The sequence below is a fragment of the Parasphingopyxis sp. CP4 genome, from assembly GCF_013378055.1.
Taxonomy (GTDB): Bacteria; Pseudomonadota; Alphaproteobacteria; order Sphingomonadales; family Sphingomonadaceae; genus Parasphingopyxis.
The window spans coordinates 2,516,023-2,535,291 of the sequence record NZ_CP051130.1 but is presented as its reverse complement, the minus strand read 5'-3'; the positions used below and the strand labels follow the sequence as shown (position 1 = coordinate 2,535,291).

Below are 19,269 nucleotides of genomic sequence, written 5' to 3'. Positions count from 1 at the left end.
ATCCACATAAAATTTCAAAAATTGGTTGATGCAGCGCAACATAACTGATTCAATCCCTCCATTGGCGGTTCATGGTTAACGCTTCGTCAACATGTTGCGTGGCATAATCGCCAGACCGATCAACAGCGAACCGGAGGGTTCGATGACAAAGACAAATACTCCCCAGCCAGGCGCTCGCTCGCTTGCCGAGATGAAGGAGTTTGCGTCTTTCGAAGCCGGAACCCAACGCTATGTTCGCCGCTCCCTCGATGTTGGCCTGGATCGCCGAGATGCGATCCGCAAATGGTCTCGCGACATGGTTGAAGCGGCTGCAATCAAGGCACAAAGCGCCGTCTATGAGCGGCTCGACGATATTCGCGATACCATCCCTGACGATAGCGGGTTGGAAGCGGTGGAACCCTTTATGGGGCCATTGGTCACAGTGTCGGCCTTTGACCTTGGCCAGGATCGCCTGCCCTGCTTCGCCGCCTATCGATTCCTCTACGAGCGCCTGCTCGGGCCTTATGTGCGGCCTTGGCTACCGGGGTCCTTCTGCGCCGCTGCCGCACTGCCGCATATCCATCCGGAACGGCGCCGGGTCCTTTTGCAGTCAATCAGCGAAGCTGCGGCCACCGCGCCGGGCTGGTCGAACCGCGAACCCGCTTTCTATCCGGACTGGGTCGAGAAAGTCCCTGAAAGTGCGCTTCCGCATTGATAGCGGTCGGCAATCGCCAGCATCATTTAGCATCTGATACTTCCGCCGCCGCTAATTCTAGGCTATGTTTTGCCTCGACCTAAATGCGTTATTTGGAGCGATTGCCATGAATTCCATCGTCAAAATGGGGCTTCCGGCCCTTATCTTGTTCGCCGCATCTCCTGCCACTGCCGGTACGATTACCGGCTGCATCGCCGCCAATGAAGATCGCGACGGAATCATCAGTTTTGACGATTATGCCGTCGCCCATGCCAATGCCGCCAATGTCGCAGGCTCGGCACTGCGCGATGCAGCTGAAGCCGAACTGCGCGAACGCAACGCCGAGCCGGGCCGGATTGTCTGTCAGACCCATGATGGCACCGGCCATTATGTCGTGGTTGCTGGCGGCGTTGAGTATAATGGCGCCGTGCGCCGCCTGATTGGCTTTGGTTTCGGAAGCACCCGCGAAGAAGCGCTGGCCCGTAGCGATGATCGACTGAACGATGTTATCGAATATAACGCATTTGTCCGCAGCGGCGGCCAGATGACAGTTGTCGAAGAAGGCACGATCGGTAGCTGATCGGGTGACATCGGTCAGGCTGACCACACGGCAAATTAAGAAGATTTGGGGCCGGCGAGAACTGGGGCTCGGCTTCCCGGCCATTGCTGAAACGGACGATCCGGTTGGCGAGATCTGGTTCGAAGCTGGCGCTGCGCCCGAGCTCCTCGTCAAATATCTGTTCACCAGCGCCAAGCTGTCGGTTCAGGTCCATCCATCCGATGATGATGCGCAAGCCCGTGGCCATGCCCGCGGCAAGGAAGAATGCTGGCTGATCCTGGATACCGAGCCCGATGCGGCCATCGGCATCGGCTTGCGCGATACAATGAGCGAGCACGATCTGCGCGGGGCGGCGCTCGATGGATCGATTGAAGAAAAGCTCGATTGGAAGCCGGTTTCGCCGGGTGACATATTCTATCTCCCAGCCGGGACAATCCACGCGATCGGCGCCGGTGTGACACTGCTCGAGGTTCAGCAGAATATCGATCTCACCTATCGGCTCTATGATTATGGCCGCCCGCGCGAGCTGCACGTCGACGATGCGGTTGCGGTTGCGCATCGCGGTCCCTGGTTCGCGCCGTCGGCACCCGGTGAGGTTGGCACGGGTCGTGAGATATTGGCATCCGGCCGCGCCTTTACGCTGGAACGCTGGACGGGCGCACATGCCAGCAAGCTGGCGATGGAAGACTCCGGTCCGGTCTGGCTGATCCCGCTCGATGGAGCCGGGTCAGTGGATGCACAGGCTATCGCACCAGGCGAGGTGTGGATGGCCGACGGTACGGCACAGCTCGACTATTCCGGAACGCTATTGGCGGCCTATGCCCGCAGCAGCGTGGTGGAGGGCCTTTTCGCCAGCCGCTAGTGACGCGGATCGAGCGCGGCCCGCGCTGCTTCGCGCAGTTCCTCGGGAACCGCGGTTTCGATCAAAGGATCGGCTGTCTCCCTGTCGCGGATCGCCAGGCTGCGCGATATGCGATGGTCCAGGCCGAGTGCGCGCAGTTGCGCATAGCTGTGGGCGGTTGCTTCAAGGCTGTTGTAGATTGGTGTTTCAGCCTGGACGAGGCGTTCCTGGCCGCTCCCGCAGACAAAATCGACGATCGCCTGATCGCCACCGCCACCAGCGCGGTCAAAGGCAAAGAGCGGTACATCGCCACTTTGCGGAATCTCCATCACCTGACCAGTTTGGTCCATTGCATGGGTGAGCTGACCACGCACAATACCCTGTGCACATTCTGCATTGGCCGCGATCCGCGCTTGGCCCGCCATCACGCCGTTCTGGTAATAGAAAAAGCTGAGCGGCCAAACCCCTGTTTCAGCAAGAGACGGTTCGTACGACACAAAGGCGCTGCCCTCGAGATCCGCAAAGACAAGATAGGTACCGCGCGGCGTTTCGCGTTCCGGAATGTCCTGCGCGATCGCCGGCACCGCGATCAGGGCCAGGCCAACAAGGCAGGTTGGAAGCTTCAGGACCATGTAAATTCTCCGCGAAATTCGGGCTTGAACAGGAGCCGGGGGCGCTTGTCGATGGATGGGGCTGAATGGCGGCTGAAGAGCCGAAAGCAGCTTAGCCGCTCAGCCGCGGATCATCTTGGTCAGCTTTTCGCCGGTCACCGGATAGCCGGCATCGTCCGGGATCCGCAGCCAGGGTTCGCCCTCAAACTCTTCCACCCATGGCGTGATGAGTTTCACCTCATGGGATTCGGCGTGGATCCGGGTTTCTTCATAGCTTTGATGCAACGCCAAGCGTTCCAGATTGCGATGCGTGGGGAAGATGATCGAGCATTTCCCGGCCTCCGCATCGTCGATAACGCGCTGGGCGCTGGCCCAGCGGCTCGATACGCTTTCGCCGCCATCGGCTTCATCGACCGCAAGGTCAGGCGCACGGGCGACAAAGAACCAGGTATCGAAGGTGCGCTCCTGCTTGAAATTCGGCTTCCAGCGCGCCCATGGTGTCAGCAAGCTGAGATCGAGTTGCCAACCTCCGCTGGCGAGCATGGCACCGAAATCGGCTTCCTCATGCAGCGCTTCGCGCAGCTGCATCGTCGCGCCATGATCGGGTAGCGGGTCGAAGGCGACGGCAATGCCCGTTTCTTCCAGCGTTTCGCGAATCGAGGCGATCCGCGCGGCCGTCTCCATCGCATCGCCGACCGCGCCGCGGATGATGGAATCATTTTCGGCAATCGCATGGTCGCCAGGATCAATGCGGCCCCCCGGGAAAACCATCGCACCGCCCGCAAAGCGCATCTTCGCAGCGCGTTCAACCATCAGCACTTCGGGCGTTGTTTCAGGCCGGTCGCGCAGCAGGACCAGCGTTGCGGCGGGGATACCAGGAATGTCTTCGCTATTTTCTTCTAACTTCATATGGTCTTGCTACACGGCTGGACGAATGGGGCAAGAGGGCAGCCGCTCACTCATAGCCGCGCTGCCTGGATATGCATCCAATCATAATTGCGTTCGCGACCCAGGCTGATCCAGCCTTCGCTCTCCCAGATATCGAGGAATACCGCATGGTCAGGCCCAGCCATGCGCGCCCGATCGCGGCCCCAACGCAGGGCATTATGGGCCGGATCGAAATCGATCGCGATACCCCAGCTGTGCATCGACAAGGATCGGCCACCGCGCATTTTTCGGATGTTGAGGCACCCACCGAACAGATCGAGGCCAAGCGCGCGCAATTGCGTATCGCCATAATGATCGCGGATACGGGCAAGCGCACGCGCCGCGCTGTCATGCGCTTTCTCGTGGATCGAAAACCGGCGGATGATCGTGTCCGTGTCCCAGGCGAGGCGCATCGGAAATGGCAGGTCGAGCGACACCTGATGCGCTCCCGGCTCGCCGTAAAACCGACGCACGGCGCGCTGGCGAGGAAAGCGAGCGGGCTGATGGGCGATCTCGGCTGATGGGGGCGATTTGCCACGCAGGCGATCCTGCCACCGTTCGAGCGCCATCTGGGTCTGCGGCCCGACCTGTCCGTCGATTGCGCCAACCGCGATGCCCGCTTCCGCCATGATGTGCTGATCCAGTGCGATGCGGCAGCGCGGATCGATCCAGCGCTCAATCTCATGGCCTATATCGGCCAGTAACGCCCGCATTGCGCGGTGCGAGGCATCGCCAAATACACCGTCTATTGCACCCGCATAGCTACCTGAGTTCTGCAACACCCGCTGCGCCGTCCGATCGTCGATCATCTCACTCTCCATGTGAACCAGATTGGTACATATGGGTTTCCCTTTTTCTCCAACATTGCAAGAGGTTCAAAAATAACATCTTTTTCGCGCCTTGCATCGCGGCGCACATACCGCGACAAGGTGGGAGGAGCAGGAGCGAGCCATGACCGACGACCCCCTTTCGCATTGGCGAGACCAGATTGACGATATTGACGGCCAGATGGTCGCCTTGTTGGCCAAGCGGTTCGAAATCACCACCCAGGTCGGCCATTGGAAGGCCGAAAATAAGGTGACGCCAGTCGATACCGATCGCGAACGGCGCCAGGTCGAACGATTGCAGCAATTGGCATCGGACACCGGCCTCAGCCCGGATTTCCTCGAACGCTTCCTGCGGATCATCATCGACGAAGTGGTGTCGCATCACCGCGCGATCCGCGATGAAGATTTTGAGGCCCCCTCGCCGCTATAGGTCAAATGTGGAGACGATCATGATCCGGCGTTTGCTCACCCTGTTGCTAGCCTGCACCGTGGCGAGCGGATCATCGCTTGCAACCGCGCAGGATACGGCCACCACCATCTACCCGGCTAGCGTCGTTACAATGGATGAGGCCATGCCGACAGCAGGCGCTGTTGCGGTGCGCGATGGCATGATTGTGGCGCTCGGCGATCCGGACGAACTCGCCATCGAACTCCCCGCCGCGCGGATCGACAGCCGCTTCGCTGCGCATGTCATCGTCCCGGGTTTCATCGATCCCCATATCCATATGGTGCTCTCGTCGATCCAGTACGCCCTGCCGCTCGCTCCGCCCTGGGCGATGGCCGGACCCGAGGGGATGATTGATGGACTGCCGACACGCGAGGCGTTTTTCGATCACGTGCGCGCGCTTGAAGCCTCGGCTCCGGCGGGTGAACCGCTGGTGATCTATGGTTTTCACGATCTCGTCCATGGCGATCTCGACCGGCACGATCTTGATGCAGTGACCACCGATCGCCCGCTGATCATCTGGCATTATTCGAGCCATGATTTCTACCTGAACTCGGCCGCGCTCGACTGGGCGAATATTGATGCGTCACTGCATGACCAATTCGAAGGCGTGCCGCTGGGTGATGACGGCCAGCCAACCGGCCGCGTGTTCGAAGATGCACTCGGCGTGCTGCTTCAGAGCGTCGGCCCGTTAATCATGGCACCGGATATTCTCGAGCGCGGCCTCGACAATTTCTCTTCGCTGCTCCGCCAGGGCGGCGTCACGACGGTCGCCGATCTTGGCTATGGGATTTTCGGCTTTCCGCTCGAAGATGCGAACATTGCGCGCAATTGGGTGTCGCCGGATCATTCCGGCTATCGCGTCTATCTCGTGCCCGAATATCGCGCGCTCCAGCAACGCTTTGGCGACGATCGGGTGCAAGGCGTCGCGGACTTCGTTTCCGGCGAGCTTGCCGCGCCTGCACCGGTGCTGCCCCAGGTCAAATTCTTCACCGATGCGGCCTTTTATTCGCAAACCATGCGGATATCGGAACCCGGCTATCTCGCTGGCCAATCGCAAGGGAGCCAGGGCCTTTGGGTGATCCAGCCGGATGATCTTGCTGATACAATCCGTCCCTATTGGGAGGCAGGCTTTGGCGTGCGTATCCATTCCAATGGCGATGCGGCGCAGTCTGCGACACTGTCCGCCCTGGCCGAACTACGTCAGACCAGCGCCGACCAGCGCTTCGTGTTCGAGCATGCCGGGCTCTTTTCGCCGGAGCAGGTCGCACAAGCCGGCAGCCTTAACGCCGTGATCTCAGCGGCCAGCCATTATGTCTTCTATCTGGGGGAAGCCTATCAGGCGCCGCTTGGCGCAGAGCGTGGCGCATGGATCCTGCCACTCGGCTCGTTATCTCAGGCTGGAGTTCCGGTAACGCTGCACTCCGATGCGCCCCTTGCGCCACCCCTGCCGCTGCGCGCGGCCGGCATCCATATGACGCGCGCCACACGCGAAGGCGGAACGCTGACCGCGGATGAGCAACTCTCCGCATCCGAGGCGCTGGAATCGATTACAATCGATGCGGCCTATGCGCTCGGCCTCGAAGCCGAGATCGGATCGATTGCCGTCGGCAAGCGCGCCGACTTTACAATCCTCAATGCCAATCCGCTCGAGACACCGGGCGAAGCCTGGCCTGATATTGGCATCTGGGGTGTTGTTCTGGATGGCGACCCCCGGCCGCTCCCCTAAGCGCATCGCCGGTGACCGATCTCTCCCCTTATCGCGCAGACCCAATCGTTCCCGATTTCGATGACAGCCAGCCACTGATCGTTTTCGATGGCGATTGCGTGCTGTGCTCGCGGACCATGCGGCTGATCCTGCTGTTCGATCGCAGCGAACGCTTCCGCCTTGCCCCGGCCCAGGGTCCGATCGGGCAGGGCCTGTATCGTCATCTTGGCCTGCCAGCCGACCGCTTCGAAACATATTTGTTGGTCGCCGATGGCCAGATCTTCCAGCGCTCAACTGCCGTCGTACACATCGCCAAGCGCCTGCCCTGGCCATGGCGTATCGCGGCGGCGCTCTGGATCATTCCGCGCCCGATCCGCGACGGACTCTACAATCTGATCGCGCGGCATCGGTACCGGATATTCGGGCGCGTGGAATCCTGCGGCATCGCCGATGAAAGGTTGAAGCAACGGATGCTGTAACTGCGCAATGCGGTCACAGCTCCAGCGTATCCAGCCCCATCGGCCGGAGTGGCCAGCCGACGCCGCCCGAGACGATCGCCGCGACCAGGTTGCGCGCTGGCCAGATGCCGGCAAACCAATGGACGAGCTGGTCACGGACAAAGGGCCGCAGCCGATCACCGGCCTGATAGAGCGGGGTGAAGACCATGCTCATCGCCTGGTAAAGTTTGATATGGCTGGTGCGCAGCCAGGCATAATGGGCCAGCGCGTCGGCAATATCAGGGTAGCGATGGAAGCCTGCCGCGAGGCCCGCCGCATCGAGCAGTGCCATATTTGCCCCCTGACCAAGCTGCGGACTGGTTGAGTGCCAGGCATCGCCGAGATGCGCGAAACCCGGCGCCACCGGCTTGCGCACCGTGCGATGGGCATATTGGGCGAAAACCATATCCCGCGTATCGGCGATCTGATCGATCAGCGGCGCTGTTTCCGGCCAGAGCGCCAAGACCTGCTGCCGCCACGCCTCGGTTCCTGCCGCATGTAAGGCTTCACATTGATCGGCGCGCACGCTCCAGAAAAAGGCCGCGCCCTTGCGCTCTGTCGCCGGATTCACACCAATTGGCATCACCCCGATCATCTCATGGGCGCGCCGGTAGCGCTGATCGAGCGCATCTTCGAGGAAACCGGCGCCCTCCGGCCAGTTAAGCGTTGCCCATAATGCGCCATAGGCGAGATCGCGCCCCGATGGCGGGGCGAGCGGAGTCCGCGCACCCAGCGCATCGATCAGGCAATCAAAGCCCGCAGATTTGCTGCCATCGGCAAAATGGAAGCATCCGCCAGCGGCGTCACTTTCTGCACTGGCCACCGTTCGACCGGTTTCAATCGCAATCCCTTCCGCGCGGACCGCATCAAACAGGGTATCGAAGAGCAATCCCCGATGAACGCCATAGGCACAGCCATCGCCACCCAGCGCACCATAGCGAACATCGAGTGCGCGCTTGCCCGACGGTGCCGAGGTCCCTTTCAGGAAATTGACCCGGGCGCCCTTGCTGCGGATTGCATCGGCAAGGCCCAAAGTTTGGAGGACCGCGAGACCACTGGGTTGGACGAGCAGGCCGGAACCGACGGGTTGCGGATCGTCAAATCGTTCAAAAAGGACAACCCGGTGGCCAAGGCGATGGAGGAAGAGCGCGGACGCCAGCCCGCCAGGGCCGCAACCGGCGATCGCAATATCGTGCATCTGCCCCGTCGCCCCCTATTCGCCGCGCTGCCGGATCAAACTGGTTCCGGCGCTGCGCTCTCGGCCGCCGGCAGGCTCAGCCGAACCAGCAAGCCGCCCAGATCTTCGCTCTCCTCAAGCGAAGCCGAACCGCCATAAATCTCTGAAACATCGCGCACGATCGCGAGGCCAAGTCCGGTCCCCGGCTTGTTTGTGTCGAGCCGCGCACCGCGCCCGAAGATTGCAGCGCGCTCGGCTTCGGGAATGCCCGGGCCATCGTCCTCGATCAGAATATCGACAAAGTCCGGCACTGACTCGGCCTGCCGTTCGCGTTTTTCAACCGTCACAAAGACCCGGCCACCACCATATTTGGCAGCATTTTCGATGAGATTGCCAAGCAGTTCATCGAGATCCTGGCGCTCGACGGCGACCATCGCATCCTTTGTTCCGGCAATATCGATCGTCACATTATCATGCAGATGTCGGACCGCGCGCTCGACCGATTGCAACGCCTGCCAAACCAATGTGCGCGACTGGCCGGCGCCGCGCCGTCCGACGGCTCTGGCCCTGGCGAGGTGGTGATCGACCTGGCGCCGCATCACGCGGGATTCGCGCAGCACGGTTTCCGGGAGGTCAGCGCTGTTCGCCTCGGCCTCGTTCTGGATCACTGTCATTGGCGTTTTGAGCGCATGGGCGAGGTTGCCAGCATGGCGGCGCGCTTCTTCGGCCTGGCGTTCGTTATGATCGAGCAGGTTATTGAGCTCGGCCACCAGGGGTTCGATCTCGCGCGGCAGTGTCTCGTCCACCCTTGCATGGCGCCCCGTCCGGATATCGGTGATCGCTTCGCGCACGCGCCGCAATGGCCACAATCCGTAGGTGGCCTGCAGCGCGGCGAGCGCAATCAGGCCAAGCCCGAGCAACGCGAATGACCGGACCAGCGTCCGCCGCAGCTCGGCAATTTGTTCGTCGAGAACCGCGCGAGACGAGGCCACCTGGAAGCGAAACGGCGCATCCGACTCCGGTAGCGTCGCGTCACGCTCCAATATGCGCAGCGGCCCTTCGGCCCAGTCTTCCTCATTATAGCTGTGGATCTCGGAATCTTCATGCGGATCGCCGACCGGCAGCGCGCGATCCCAGAGGGAACGAGAGCGAAACGGTTCGCGGCCGCCACCCGAAACCTGCCAATAGAAACCCGAATAAGGCTCGAGGAAACGCTGATCGGCCGGCTGGCGGATGAAGCGTATCTCGCCATCCTGATCGAGCTCGGCCGAGACAATCATCGCCGACAGGACATATTCGAGCCGCGCGTCAAAGTTGCGCGTAAAGGCCTGGCTCAGCACCCGATCCAGCGCAAAGCCGCCAATCGCCAACAGGATTACGATCCAGAGCGAGGCAATGCCGATCATACGCCGGGTCAGCGACCCGCCCTTGCGGGCCGCATCCAGCTTTGCCTGGGCGTTCGTCAAAGGGGCCGTCGGCTGATCCAAAACCGTGTCAGTCCTCCGTTGTGTCGGCGAAAGTGACGGACGACCCAGCCATAGGCAACAGATCGGCGATCTCGCCTATTCCGTGCGCCGTTCGCTCGGATCTTCGAGGCTATAACCGAGCCCGCGGATCGTCGTGATCACTTCGGCACCCAGCTTTTTGCGGATCCGGGTCACGAACACTTCGATTGTGTTCGAATCCCGATCGAAATCCTGGTCATAGATATGCTCGATCAACTCCGTGCGGCTCACTACCTTGCCTTTGTGATGCATGAGATAGGAGAGCAGCTTGTATTCCTGCGCTGTCAGCTTGACCGGTTCACCGTCCAAGGTGACCTTGCCCGAGCGCGTGTCGAGCCGGACATCGCCAGCAACCAGTTCGCTTGATGCATTGCCCGAGGCACGGCGGATGAGCGCCCTAAGGCGCGCGATCAGCTCTTCGGTCTGGAACGGCTTTGCGAGATAATCATCGGCGCCAGCATCGAGCCCGGCGACCTTGTCCGACCAGCTGTCCCGCGCGGTGAGCACCAGCACGGGGATCGTAATCTCTTCCTTGCGCCAGCGATCGAGCACGGTCAGCCCGTCAATCTCGGGCAGGCCGAGATCGAGCACGATCACATCATAGCTTTCGGTGCTGCCAAGAAAATGTCCATCTTCGCCATCGGTGGCGAGATCGACCGCATATCCGGCGCCTTCGAGCGTCGCGCGGAGTTGCCGCCCGAGCGTCGGTTCGTCTTCGACAATGAGTACACGCATGGTTTTTTACCTGTCGCTTCGGTTCCGTATCCGGCCCGATCGGGCATCCACTTCTACGCGAATGACCTGACCGTCCCGCATGAACGTCATGCGATAGGTGTTACTGCGCTCAAAATAAATAGGGTTGCCCAGATAGTCATAGCCACGCATCTGCGTGACGACGCGCTGTTCGATGACCCTGAGCGGCATGGCGCGGCCCTGTTGGCGGTTTTCAAACACCATATCCTGCTCGCTACGCTGTTGCGCGTGCACGGGCGCAGCGATCATCGCCGCGACTCCAAGCGCGAATGCAAGACGGATTCCCATTGCCATGCTCGCTGGCATAGATGAGGGGCATTGAACAACTGGTGAATATGGCTGCCGGTCGCGGTTCAGGAAAAAGTGTTGCATCTATGTCGCAAAGGCTTTCCCCTTGGTGCGCAATGCTTTGAAAGCCGCCCGTGTGCGGGCTATGGCCGCAGTAATGGTTAACAGGGGGTGTCTATGATCCGGCTCGTTTCTTCGCTTGCGGCTGTTGTGGCGCTGCTCGCGATCATCATCGCACTACCCACGGGTAGCCAGGCGCAGAACCCGGTGGCCATGGAACGTGTCCCCGATCGGATGGCGGGCGAAGGCGTTGGCCCATTCGGTCGCATGCTGATCCGCGGCGCGACGCTGATCGATGGCAGCGGTGCACCGCCCGAAGGCCCGGTCGATATAGTCATCGCCGGGAATCGGATCGAAGCAATTTATCGCGGCGGCGCTCGGTCTCGCTCACCCCAGTCGGTCGATCATGTGATTGAGGCAGAAGGCATGTATGTGATGCCCGGCTTTGTCGATGTGCACGGCCATAATGGGGACCCGTCCAAGGCTCCCAATGCGAGCTATGGCTACCGGCTGTGGCTCGCCCATGGCGTGACGACGGTTCGCGGCGTGCCCATTTATAGCGGCCCCAATAATATGGCGATCAGCGATCGTGCGCGCAGCCGGGCAAACAGCATCGTCGCCCCGCGCATCTATGCCTATGCCGTGTTCGGCGACGAATGGAGCGGCGGCGCTGTCGATAGTCCCGGCCAGGCGCGCGCCTGGGTCAGATGGGCCGCTGGTCGCGGTTATGACGGCGTCAAATTCTTCAACCAGGTTCCCCCGGCGGTGCTCGCCGCTGCGCTCGACGAAGCCGAAGCGCATAATCTTGGCACAGTTGCGCATCTTGGCCAGCGCGGAGTGGCCGAAGTGAATGCGGCCCGGGCCGTGGAATTCGGCCTGGCGGGAATTACCCACTTCTACGGCCATTTTGAATCGCTGCTCGCCGATGGACCGGTCGTCCGCTATCCGAACGACTATAATTATCTCGACGAGCAATCCCGCTTTTCAGAAGTCGCGCGGCTGGCCGAACAGATTGTCGAACCGGGCAGTGACGAATGGAATGCCTATCTCGATCTGCTGCTCGAAAATGACGTCACGCTGAGCCCGACCTTCAACATCTATGTCGCGTCCCGCGATGTCGCCCGGGCGCGGACCTTTGAATGGCATGAGCGCTATACGCTGCCTTCGCTCTGGGATTTCTTCCAGCCGAGCCTCACCAATCATGGTTCCTATTATCATGACTGGACAACCGAAGACGAAGTCGCCTGGCGGAATTTCTACCGGCCCTGGATGGCGCTCACCAATGCGTACAAGGATCGCGGCGGGCGCGTGACCGTGGGGTCGGATCCCGGCTATATCTACCAGACTTGGGGTTTTTCCTATGTGGGTGAACTCGAGATGCTGCAGGAAGCCGGCTTCACGCCGCTCGAAGTGATCCAGGCCGCAACCATCAATGGCGCGCGGGAGATTTACGCTCCGCGCGGCGAAGAACCGCCCTTCGGGATCGTCCGGCCCGGCATGCTCGCCGATCTGGTAATCGTACCAGAAAACCCGCTCGATAATCTGAAAGTGCTCTACGGCACGGGCCATTTGCGACTGAACCGCGAAACCAACCAGCGTGAACGGGTTGGCGGGGTGCGTTGGACGATCAAGGACGGGATTGTCTATGACGCCCCGGCCCTGCTCGAAAGCGTGGCCGCAATGGTCGAGGCGCAGCGGGCGTCGCAGCCCACCGCGCCCTAGCGTTTAGCCGCGCGCCGGCAACACGTCCGACTTGCGCAGGATCGCTGCCGACACCAGCGATACGACCAGCCCGACCGGGAAGATTTCCAGGAAGGTCATCGGCACGCGGAACAGCGGATTGGCATAGCCTTCCGCCAGGGCGTTGAATTCGGCAATTTTTGCGTCAAGCGCTGCGCCGGTGACGCCTGCGGCCCGCTCAGCCTCGATTAGCCCGGCAATATAGCCATCGATGAACTGATTGCCGCTAAAGGCAAGGTAGATTTCCCAGGTGATCACATAGGCGATCCCCGCAACAAGCGCGATTGCCAGCCCGACCAGGAAGGCTCTGCCAAAACCGATCACCCCGCCCTTCTCACCATCACGATAGCGTTTGATGCCCATGAAGACCATCGAAAAGGCGATCAGCATGATGAGATAGCCAACCCATTCAGAGGCCAGGAAGCCGACCGTGTCTCCATAAGTAAGCCCGGCGATCATGGCGGTGATAACAACGAGCCCTGACAGGCTGCCATAGATGAGTGCGATTCTGGTCATGATGTCCCCTTCCTATTGGGTGATAGGCCCTTTTCGGTACTGGGCATTGGCTAGGCAGATTCGGGGCGCGATCCTATCGCCCAAAAGGGTGATTTGCGTGAAATGGCCCATTTGGATGACGCGGCTTCTAGCGAATCAGCGCGAGGCGCCGCGCCTTGTCGATCGCCTGGGTGCGGCGCTGCACTTCCAGTTTTTCGAAAAGCCGGGCGACATGCGTCTTCACCGTGTTGGGAGAAATTCCGAGCGCACGGGCGATTTCCTTGTTGGATTGACCAGCAGCGAGCTGTTCCAACACTTCATATTCACGCTCGGTCAGTCCGAGCGAGGCGATTCCTGCATCATTGATACTGTCATCATCGGGCAGGGTCCGCGCGGTCAGCCGATGCCCAACCCATAGCCCGAGCGCGGCAAAGCCGATGGCGATGACAATAATCGTCGCATCGCGCGAGATGGTGCGCACCAGATATTGATATTCGATCCATTCGAGCAGGGCCGCCGCCCCAGCAAGCACCAATGCATAAAGCAGGATCGTCCGCCACATGGCGCGGGAAGCTGGCAGAGTTTGCGCGATTTGGCCAGATCGGCTCCCCAGTCAGGCCCCGGACGAGACGGGACGGCCCCAACAAAAAAGGCGCTTCGCAGCACAATGGCCTGCGAAGCGCCCTTTTGAGCTGACACTGTTCCCGGAGCGCGCTCTGAGGGGAAGAGCTGGGAAGCGGCGGTCATCCACACACTGCCGGTTGCAAGGACAGTGTTATTGCAAGTGCTTCTCAATATAAATAATAGGCCCGAGGGATAGCGTCAACAGCCAATTGCGGTGCTTTGGATGCTCGGCACAGACAGGGCTGGCGATCCCGGCGCGCGGCGCTTACAGGACGCGCATGGCTGCGCCCATTCTCTCCTATGAAAATCTGGGCCTGAACCAGGGTACCGGTTGGCTGTTTCGCGGGCTCGATGTGCATATCGGTGCGCGCGACAGGCTGGCGCTGATCGGCCGCAATGGCACCGGGAAAACGACCCTGTTCCGCCTGCTCGCCGACCAGATCGAGGCCGATGAAGGCCGCCGCACCATCCAGCCGGGCACCCAGATCGTGTTGCTGGAGCAGGAACCCAATATGGAGGGCCATGAAAGCCTGCGCGATTGGGCGCTTGCTGGCAACGATGCTCCAGCGCCGCATGAGCTGGATTCCATCGCCGGCCAGCTGGGTGTCGATCTCGACACACCGATCGCAACCGCATCCGGGGGCGAACAGCGTCGCGCGGCGATCTCCCGTGCCCTCGCGCAGAACCCTGACCTGTTGCTGCTTGATGAGCCGACCAACCATCTCGACCTGACGGCGATCGATTGGCTCGAGGACTGGCTCGGCCGTTTCAAAGGCGCGTTCATCGCGATCAGCCATGACCGCACCTTCCTCAAGCGATTGACCAACGCCACGCTCTGGCTCGATCGCGGCAATCTGCGGCGCGCGGAGATCGGCTTTGGCGGCTATGATGCCTGGGTCGAGAAAATCTACGCCGAAGAGGCCAAGGCCGCCGAGCGCATGGATGCGAAGCTCAAGATCGAAACCCATTGGCTGCATCGTGGGGTTACCGCGCGGCGCAAACGCAACCAGGGTCGGCTGACCAAGCTCTACGAATTGCGCGCCCAGCGCGAAAAGATGCTCGGGCCGACCGGGGTCGCGAAGCTCAATGTCGAGAGCGACGAGGTGAAGACGAAAAGCGTGATCGATGCGCGTCGCGTGTCGAAAAGCTATGGCGAGGGCAAAGATCAACGTACGATCATCGATGATTTCACGCTCAAAATTCAACGCGGCGATCGGATCGGCATTGTCGGCGCAAATGGCGCGGGCAAGACGACGCTGCTCAAGCTGCTGACCGGGGAGATCGAGCCCGATAGCGGCCGGATCAAACGGGCCAAGACGCTGGAGGCCGTCATCATCGACCAGCATCGCGCGCTACTCGAGCCGGAAAAACGCGTCCGCGACGTGTTGAGCGAGGGCAGCGACTGGATCGATGTGAACGGCACGCCCAAGCGGATCGAAGCCTATCTGAAGGATTTCCTCTTCGACCCAAAACTGACCGATGCACGGATCGGCACCTTTTCGGGCGGCGAACGATCGCGGCTGTTGCTGGCGCGCGAATTTGCCAAGACCTCCAACCTGCTCGTGCTCGACGAACCGACCAACGATCTCGACATGGAAACGCTCGACCTGTTGCAGGAAGTGATCGCCGATTATGAAGGCACCGTCCTGATCGTCAGCCATGATCGCGATTTTCTCGATCGCACCGTCACGATCACGCTTGGCCTCGATGGCTCAGGTACGGTCGATATTGTCGCCGGTGGCTATGAGGATTGGGAAAAGAAGCGCACGCCGCGCAGCCAGACCCCAAAGCCAAAAGCCAAGGCGAAGCCGGCCCGCTCGCAATCATCGCCGTCCCCGCAGAAAAAACTCAGCTATAAAGATCAGCGTGATCTCGACCGATTACCCGGAGAGATTGACGCGATTGAAGCGGCCATCGCCAAGGCCGAAACCGAGCTCGCCGATCCTGATCTTTACCAGCGCGATACCGAACGTTTTCATGCGCTTACCGAGCAGATCGAACAGGCACGCGCCACCCGCGCTGCGCATGAAGAACGCTGGCTCGAAGTCGCAGAAATGGCGGAAAAGCTGGACGCCGGATAAAGTTGCACACGCGGCTTCATTGTTTCGCTCCCGGATTGCTGTAGATTCTGTCCCCTGGGAGATATGCCATGGCTGATCGTCACACGCTCATTTCGCGCCGGATTTTTACCGGGGCCGCACTGGGGTCGGTCGCCACATTGGCGGGTTGCAGTCGCGGCATGGCGCAGGACATGCGGACAGCCACTGCAGGCGGGCCGGAAGGGCCCTTCTTCCCAGTCGATTTTCCAACCGATAGCGATGCCGACCTCACGCAATTCGGAGATCGAAGCGAACGCGCTGCCGGTCAGGTGATCCAAGTTCATGGCCGGGTGCTCGACCGGCTGGGCAATCCGATTGAAGGAGCGCGGCTGCGCTTGTGGCAGGCCAATGCGGCCGGTCGCTATCATCATCCCGGCGATATCAGCACCGCGCCGCTCGACCCGAATTTCCAAAGCTATGCCGACCTGCGCACGGGTGCCGACGGGGCATGGCGTATCACAACTGTGAAGCCCGGCGGCTATGACTCGCCGATTGGCCATCGGACTCCGCATATTCATGGCCGGATCGCGGATGAGGCCCGCGAGCTGACCACGCAGATGTATTTTTCGGACGAGGCCGAACTCAATGCCGAAGACGAGCTGTTCCGCGATCTGGGTGCGTTGGCGCCTACCGCGATCGCCGAAGCCGACAGTGCCTCACCCGATATTTACCGCTGGACGATCATCCTCGATCGTGGGTGATGGGTCGCGCTAGGCGAGCCCCTCATCGGCCAGCGCCTTTTGCACGCTGGTGCGCTCCAGGTTGCGCGCCTGATAGGCTTCAAGCTCGGCGGGGAGCGGGATTTTCACGGCCTGCGCCCAGCGCAGCACGGTGAAGAGATAATTGTCGGCGACGCTTGGCTTACCGCCGACCAGCCAGTCTGCGCCATCCATCAGCTCAACCGTCAGCGCGAAGCGTTCAGCCAGTTTTTCGCGGGCGGCTTGCTGGTTTTCCTCGCTGCCATTCCAGAAGAGCGGGACGAATTGTTTGTGGATCTCCGTGCCGACAAAGCCGAGCCAGCCGATCATCGCATATTTGTCCGCTCCGGCACCCGGCCCGACATCGAATTTGTCCGCGAGATAGGACAGCACGGCCGGTGCTTCCGTGATCATGCCGGCATCATCGGTCGCCAGAACCGGCACATAGGCCTTGGGCGTCACAGCGCGAAAATCGCTGCCGTCGGGCAGCAGCTTCTTGCGAATATCAACCTTCACCGTCTCGTACGCAGCGCCGCTTTCGGCAAGCGCGATATGAGCGGCCAGGCTACAGGCCCCGGGGGAAAGGTAGAGTTTCATCGCGGGTCTCTTTCTGTTGGCAGTCAGCGCACCCAGGCGCCCGACACATTGGAGCGATAGCCCAAAATCTCATAGGCCCGATCGATCAGGCTCTGGCAGCGCTCGTTGAGCATGATGCCAAGCCCCATCTGGTTCATCGTATAGCTGAAGGCGAGATTGCATTCAGGGTCGGCAAAGCCGATCGATCCGCCCGCACCGACATGGCCGAATGCCCGATCGCCGATGATCGCGCTGGTCTGATCGCCGCCCGGATAGGCGCGATTGTCCATCGATTTCATAAAGCCCGAAGCAAAGCGGGTACGGCTGAGCAAGGTCGCATCGACACCAGTGGCAACCGAGCAGCGCTCCATCGCCGCCAGCCGGTCTGCCCCGACCAAGGTCACGCCATTATGGGAACCGCCATTGGCAAGCGGCGTATACATGGCGACTTGGCCACGGGCATTGGAGATGCCCCCGCCACCGCCAATTTCCGCGCGATGGCCATCGGCATCATTGGGGCCCCAGCCACCGGTATTGAGAAAGCTCAGGGACTGGAGTGAATCCGGCTGGGTCATCAGATTGATGGTGAACGGGATCGGCGTTTCCGAGCCGGTCGGCTGATACATCTGGATGGGTGCGATCGGGTGATCGAAATCCTCGGGGATGCCGATCCAGAAGTCGGCGCCCAATGGATCGGCCACTTCGTCGCAGAAAAACTGGCCGAGCTTTTTACCGGACACGCGATGGACAAGCTCGCCCACCGTCCAGCCGAAATTGATCATATGATAGCCGGCGGTCACGCCCGGTTCGAACCAGGCTTCCTCTTGCTCCATCCGCTCGATCATATAATCCCAATCGAGGAACCCGCCGGGCTTTACCGGCTCGCGCAGCGCCGGGACCGCGCTTTGATGATTGAGCATCATCTGGACCGTGGTCGCTTCCTTGCCCTTTTGCGCAAAGCCGGGCCAGTAATCGGCGACCGGCCGATGGAGCTCCAATTCGCCACGATCGATCAGGATATGCGCGCAGAGCGCCACCGCTGCCTTGGTGCAGGAAAAGACGATCGAGGTTGTATTCTCTTCCCAGGCCTCGCCGGTTTCCGGGTCAGCAACACCGCCCCACAGATCAACCAATGTCTCGCCATCGACGCTGAGGCAGACCGACGCGCCCACCTCACCGCGCTCGGCAAAATTGCGCTCAAATTCCTCGCGCAAGGCGGCAAATTTTGGGTCGCACGATCCAGCAACAGTTCCAGACATGGCCATCTCCTATTTGATCGTCATGCTGAACTTGCTTCAGCATCCACTTATCATCTCGCACCGACAGTGCCGACGGACAAGTAGACCCTGAAACAAGTTCAGGGTGACGGGGTTGGTGTTCTAACGGCTTCCCTGTCCGTCATCGAGCTTGATCACCGTGCCGGTGACGCAATCCGATGCCGGGGCGCAGAGATAGAGCAAAGTGCTGTCCAGCTGCTCGGTTTCAATGATCTTCTTGCGCGGGAAATATTTAGTGAGATCGCCCATTCGTTCCTGCATCCCGTCCGACATTTCCGAGCGCACAAGGCCCGGCGCAATGCCGTTGACGTTGATATTGAACGGCGACCATTCGACGGCCAGGGCTTCAGTCATCCGGACCATGCCGGCCTTGGTGATCGAATAGAGCGCAGCGGCAGAACCGGGGGAATAATTATAGGCCGCGACACTGGCGATATTGACGATCCGGCCGGGTTTCCGCGCGCCTTTTACCCGGCGCGCAAATTCGCAGCTCAGCACGAACGGTCCGCGCAAATTGGTGTCGAAGACGCGATCGATATGATCAAGCTCCATCTTCATCGCATATTGCGCATCGGGAATACCCGCATTGTTGACGAGGATGGTGACCGTGCCGAGCGCGTTTTCGGCCTGCTCCATCATTGCCAGCACGCTCTCATTATCCGTCATGTCCGCGACGACCGGCAGGGCTTCGCCGCCATCCGCCTCAATGAGCTTGGCCAGTTCTTCGAGCCGCTCTTCCCGCCGTCCTGCAATCGCAACCTTCGCGCCAACGCTCGCGAGCACCCGCGCAAAGCGCCAGCCAAGGCCGGATGTCGCACCGGTGACCAGCGCGACTTCGCCGGTCAGATCATGCGAGGCATGGGGCAGGGGAAAATCGGTCATCTTTGTC

21 protein-coding genes are annotated in these 19,269 nt (G+C 60.8%); 9 read left to right on the top strand and 12 right to left on the bottom strand.

Going from position 1 to position 19,269, the window contains the following annotated elements:
- The first annotated feature begins 142 nt into the window (after positions 1-142).
- The 3 genes from HFP51_RS12480 (at position 143) to HFP51_RS12470 (ending at position 2,094) form a co-directional block, all read left to right on the top strand.
- On the top strand, positions 143-694 hold the full coding sequence (locus HFP51_RS12480; protein WP_176876048.1) for a hypothetical protein: 552 nt from the start codon (positions 143-145) through the stop codon (positions 692-694).
- A gap of 106 nt (positions 695-800) precedes the next feature.
- Positions 801-1,253, top strand: a complete 453-nt coding sequence (locus tag HFP51_RS12475) for a hypothetical protein (protein ID WP_176876047.1) — start codon at positions 801-803, stop codon at positions 1,251-1,253.
- Positions 1,225-2,094, top strand: coding sequence for a class I mannose-6-phosphate isomerase (locus HFP51_RS12470; RefSeq protein WP_255454663.1), 870 nt, complete (start codon positions 1,225-1,227; stop codon positions 2,092-2,094). Before HFP51_RS12475 ends, HFP51_RS12470 begins: the two co-directional genes overlap by 29 nt.
- Here HFP51_RS12470 and HFP51_RS12465 read toward each other — a convergent pair.
- The 3 genes from HFP51_RS12465 to HFP51_RS12455 form a co-directional block, all read right to left on the bottom strand.
- Entirely contained in the window at positions 2,091-2,705 is a 615-nt protein-coding gene (locus HFP51_RS12465) for a hypothetical protein (RefSeq protein ID WP_176876046.1), read from the bottom strand. The two genes, HFP51_RS12470 and HFP51_RS12465, sit on opposite strands and share 4 nt — an antisense overlap.
- A gap of 99 nt (positions 2,706-2,804) precedes the next feature.
- On the bottom strand, positions 2,805-3,593 hold the full coding sequence (locus tag HFP51_RS12460; protein WP_176876045.1) for an NUDIX domain-containing protein: 789 nt from the start codon (positions 3,591-3,593) through the stop codon (positions 2,805-2,807).
- Between the two features lie 50 nt (positions 3,594-3,643).
- Positions 3,644-4,420: a M15 family metallopeptidase gene (locus HFP51_RS12455; protein ID WP_218135301.1), complete on the bottom strand. Its 777-nt coding sequence runs from the start codon at positions 4,418-4,420 to the stop codon at positions 3,644-3,646.
- Positions 4,421-4,562: 142 nt separating this feature from the next.
- Between HFP51_RS12455 and HFP51_RS12450 the strand changes: the two genes are divergently transcribed.
- Genes HFP51_RS12450 through HFP51_RS12440 form a run of 3 tightly spaced genes read left to right on the top strand, consistent with a single transcriptional unit; the run spans position 4,563 to position 7,070 of the window.
- Positions 4,563-4,868 (top strand): chorismate mutase, encoded by a 306-nt coding sequence (locus tag HFP51_RS12450; RefSeq protein ID WP_176876044.1) that lies wholly within the window; start codon positions 4,563-4,565, stop codon positions 4,866-4,868.
- A 19-nt stretch (positions 4,869-4,887) separates the two neighbouring features.
- Complete coding sequence (locus HFP51_RS12445; protein ID WP_176876043.1) at positions 4,888-6,612, top strand: amidohydrolase; 1,725 nt, start codon at positions 4,888-4,890, stop codon at positions 6,610-6,612.
- Between the two features lie 11 nt (positions 6,613-6,623).
- Positions 6,624-7,070 (top strand): thiol-disulfide oxidoreductase DCC family protein, encoded by a 447-nt coding sequence (locus HFP51_RS12440; RefSeq protein ID WP_218135300.1) that lies wholly within the window; start codon positions 6,624-6,626, stop codon positions 7,068-7,070.
- A gap of 13 nt (positions 7,071-7,083) precedes the next feature.
- Here the strand turns inward: HFP51_RS12440 and HFP51_RS12435 are convergent, their stop codons facing one another.
- The 4 genes from HFP51_RS12435 to HFP51_RS12420 all read right to left on the bottom strand — a co-directional run bounded on the left by HFP51_RS12435 (position 7,084) and on the right by HFP51_RS12420 (position 10,817).
- On the bottom strand, positions 7,084-8,286 hold the full coding sequence (locus tag HFP51_RS12435) for an NAD(P)/FAD-dependent oxidoreductase (protein ID WP_176876042.1): 1,203 nt from the start codon (positions 8,284-8,286) through the stop codon (positions 7,084-7,086).
- Positions 8,287-8,321: 35 nt separating this feature from the next.
- On the bottom strand, positions 8,322-9,671 hold the full coding sequence (locus HFP51_RS12430) for a HAMP domain-containing sensor histidine kinase (protein WP_176876679.1): 1,350 nt from the start codon (positions 9,669-9,671) through the stop codon (positions 8,322-8,324).
- 156 nt (positions 9,672-9,827) lie between these two features.
- Positions 9,828-10,505 (bottom strand): response regulator transcription factor, encoded by a 678-nt coding sequence (locus HFP51_RS12425; protein WP_176876041.1) that lies wholly within the window; start codon positions 10,503-10,505, stop codon positions 9,828-9,830.
- Between the two features lie 6 nt (positions 10,506-10,511).
- Positions 10,512-10,817 carry a hypothetical protein gene (locus HFP51_RS12420; protein WP_255454662.1) on the bottom strand — a complete coding sequence of 102 codons (306 nt, stop codon included), beginning with the start codon at positions 10,815-10,817 and terminating at the stop codon, positions 10,512-10,514.
- A 171-nt stretch (positions 10,818-10,988) separates the two neighbouring features.
- On the opposite strand from HFP51_RS12420, the gene HFP51_RS12415 reads away from it, so the two are divergent.
- Positions 10,989-12,593, top strand: a complete 1,605-nt coding sequence (locus HFP51_RS12415; protein ID WP_176876040.1) for an amidohydrolase family protein — start codon at positions 10,989-10,991, stop codon at positions 12,591-12,593.
- 3 nt (positions 12,594-12,596) lie between these two features.
- Here the strand turns inward: HFP51_RS12415 and HFP51_RS12410 are convergent, their stop codons facing one another.
- On the bottom strand, positions 12,597-13,127 hold the full coding sequence (locus HFP51_RS12410) for a DUF4199 domain-containing protein (protein WP_176876039.1): 531 nt from the start codon (positions 13,125-13,127) through the stop codon (positions 12,597-12,599).
- Positions 13,128-13,254: 127 nt separating this feature from the next.
- Complete coding sequence (locus HFP51_RS14755; RefSeq protein ID WP_176876038.1) at positions 13,255-13,668, bottom strand: response regulator transcription factor; 414 nt, start codon at positions 13,666-13,668, stop codon at positions 13,255-13,257.
- A gap of 340 nt (positions 13,669-14,008) precedes the next feature.
- Here HFP51_RS14755 and HFP51_RS12400 point away from each other — a divergent pair, with 340 nt between their 5' ends.
- Positions 14,009-15,811: an ABC-F family ATP-binding cassette domain-containing protein gene (locus HFP51_RS12400; protein WP_176876037.1), complete on the top strand. Its 1,803-nt coding sequence runs from the start codon at positions 14,009-14,011 to the stop codon at positions 15,809-15,811.
- 68 nt (positions 15,812-15,879) lie between these two features.
- Complete coding sequence (locus HFP51_RS12395; protein WP_176876036.1) at positions 15,880-16,530, top strand: hypothetical protein; 651 nt, start codon at positions 15,880-15,882, stop codon at positions 16,528-16,530.
- A 9-nt stretch (positions 16,531-16,539) separates the two neighbouring features.
- Here the strand turns inward: HFP51_RS12395 and HFP51_RS12390 are convergent, their stop codons facing one another.
- The 3 genes from HFP51_RS12390 to HFP51_RS12380 form a co-directional block, all read right to left on the bottom strand.
- The gene (locus HFP51_RS12390; RefSeq protein ID WP_176876035.1) at positions 16,540-17,124 is read right to left on the bottom strand and encodes a glutathione binding-like protein; all 585 of its coding nucleotides are present in this window, start codon (positions 17,122-17,124) and stop codon (positions 16,540-16,542) included.
- Between the two features lie 23 nt (positions 17,125-17,147).
- On the bottom strand, positions 17,148-18,362 hold the full coding sequence (locus HFP51_RS12385; protein ID WP_176876034.1) for a serine hydrolase: 1,215 nt from the start codon (positions 18,360-18,362) through the stop codon (positions 17,148-17,150).
- Positions 18,363-18,482: 120 nt separating this feature from the next.
- Positions 18,483-19,262 carry an SDR family NAD(P)-dependent oxidoreductase gene (locus tag HFP51_RS12380; protein ID WP_176876033.1) on the bottom strand — a complete coding sequence of 260 codons (780 nt, stop codon included), beginning with the start codon at positions 19,260-19,262 and terminating at the stop codon, positions 18,483-18,485.
- Positions 19,263-19,269: the final 7 nt, after the last annotated feature.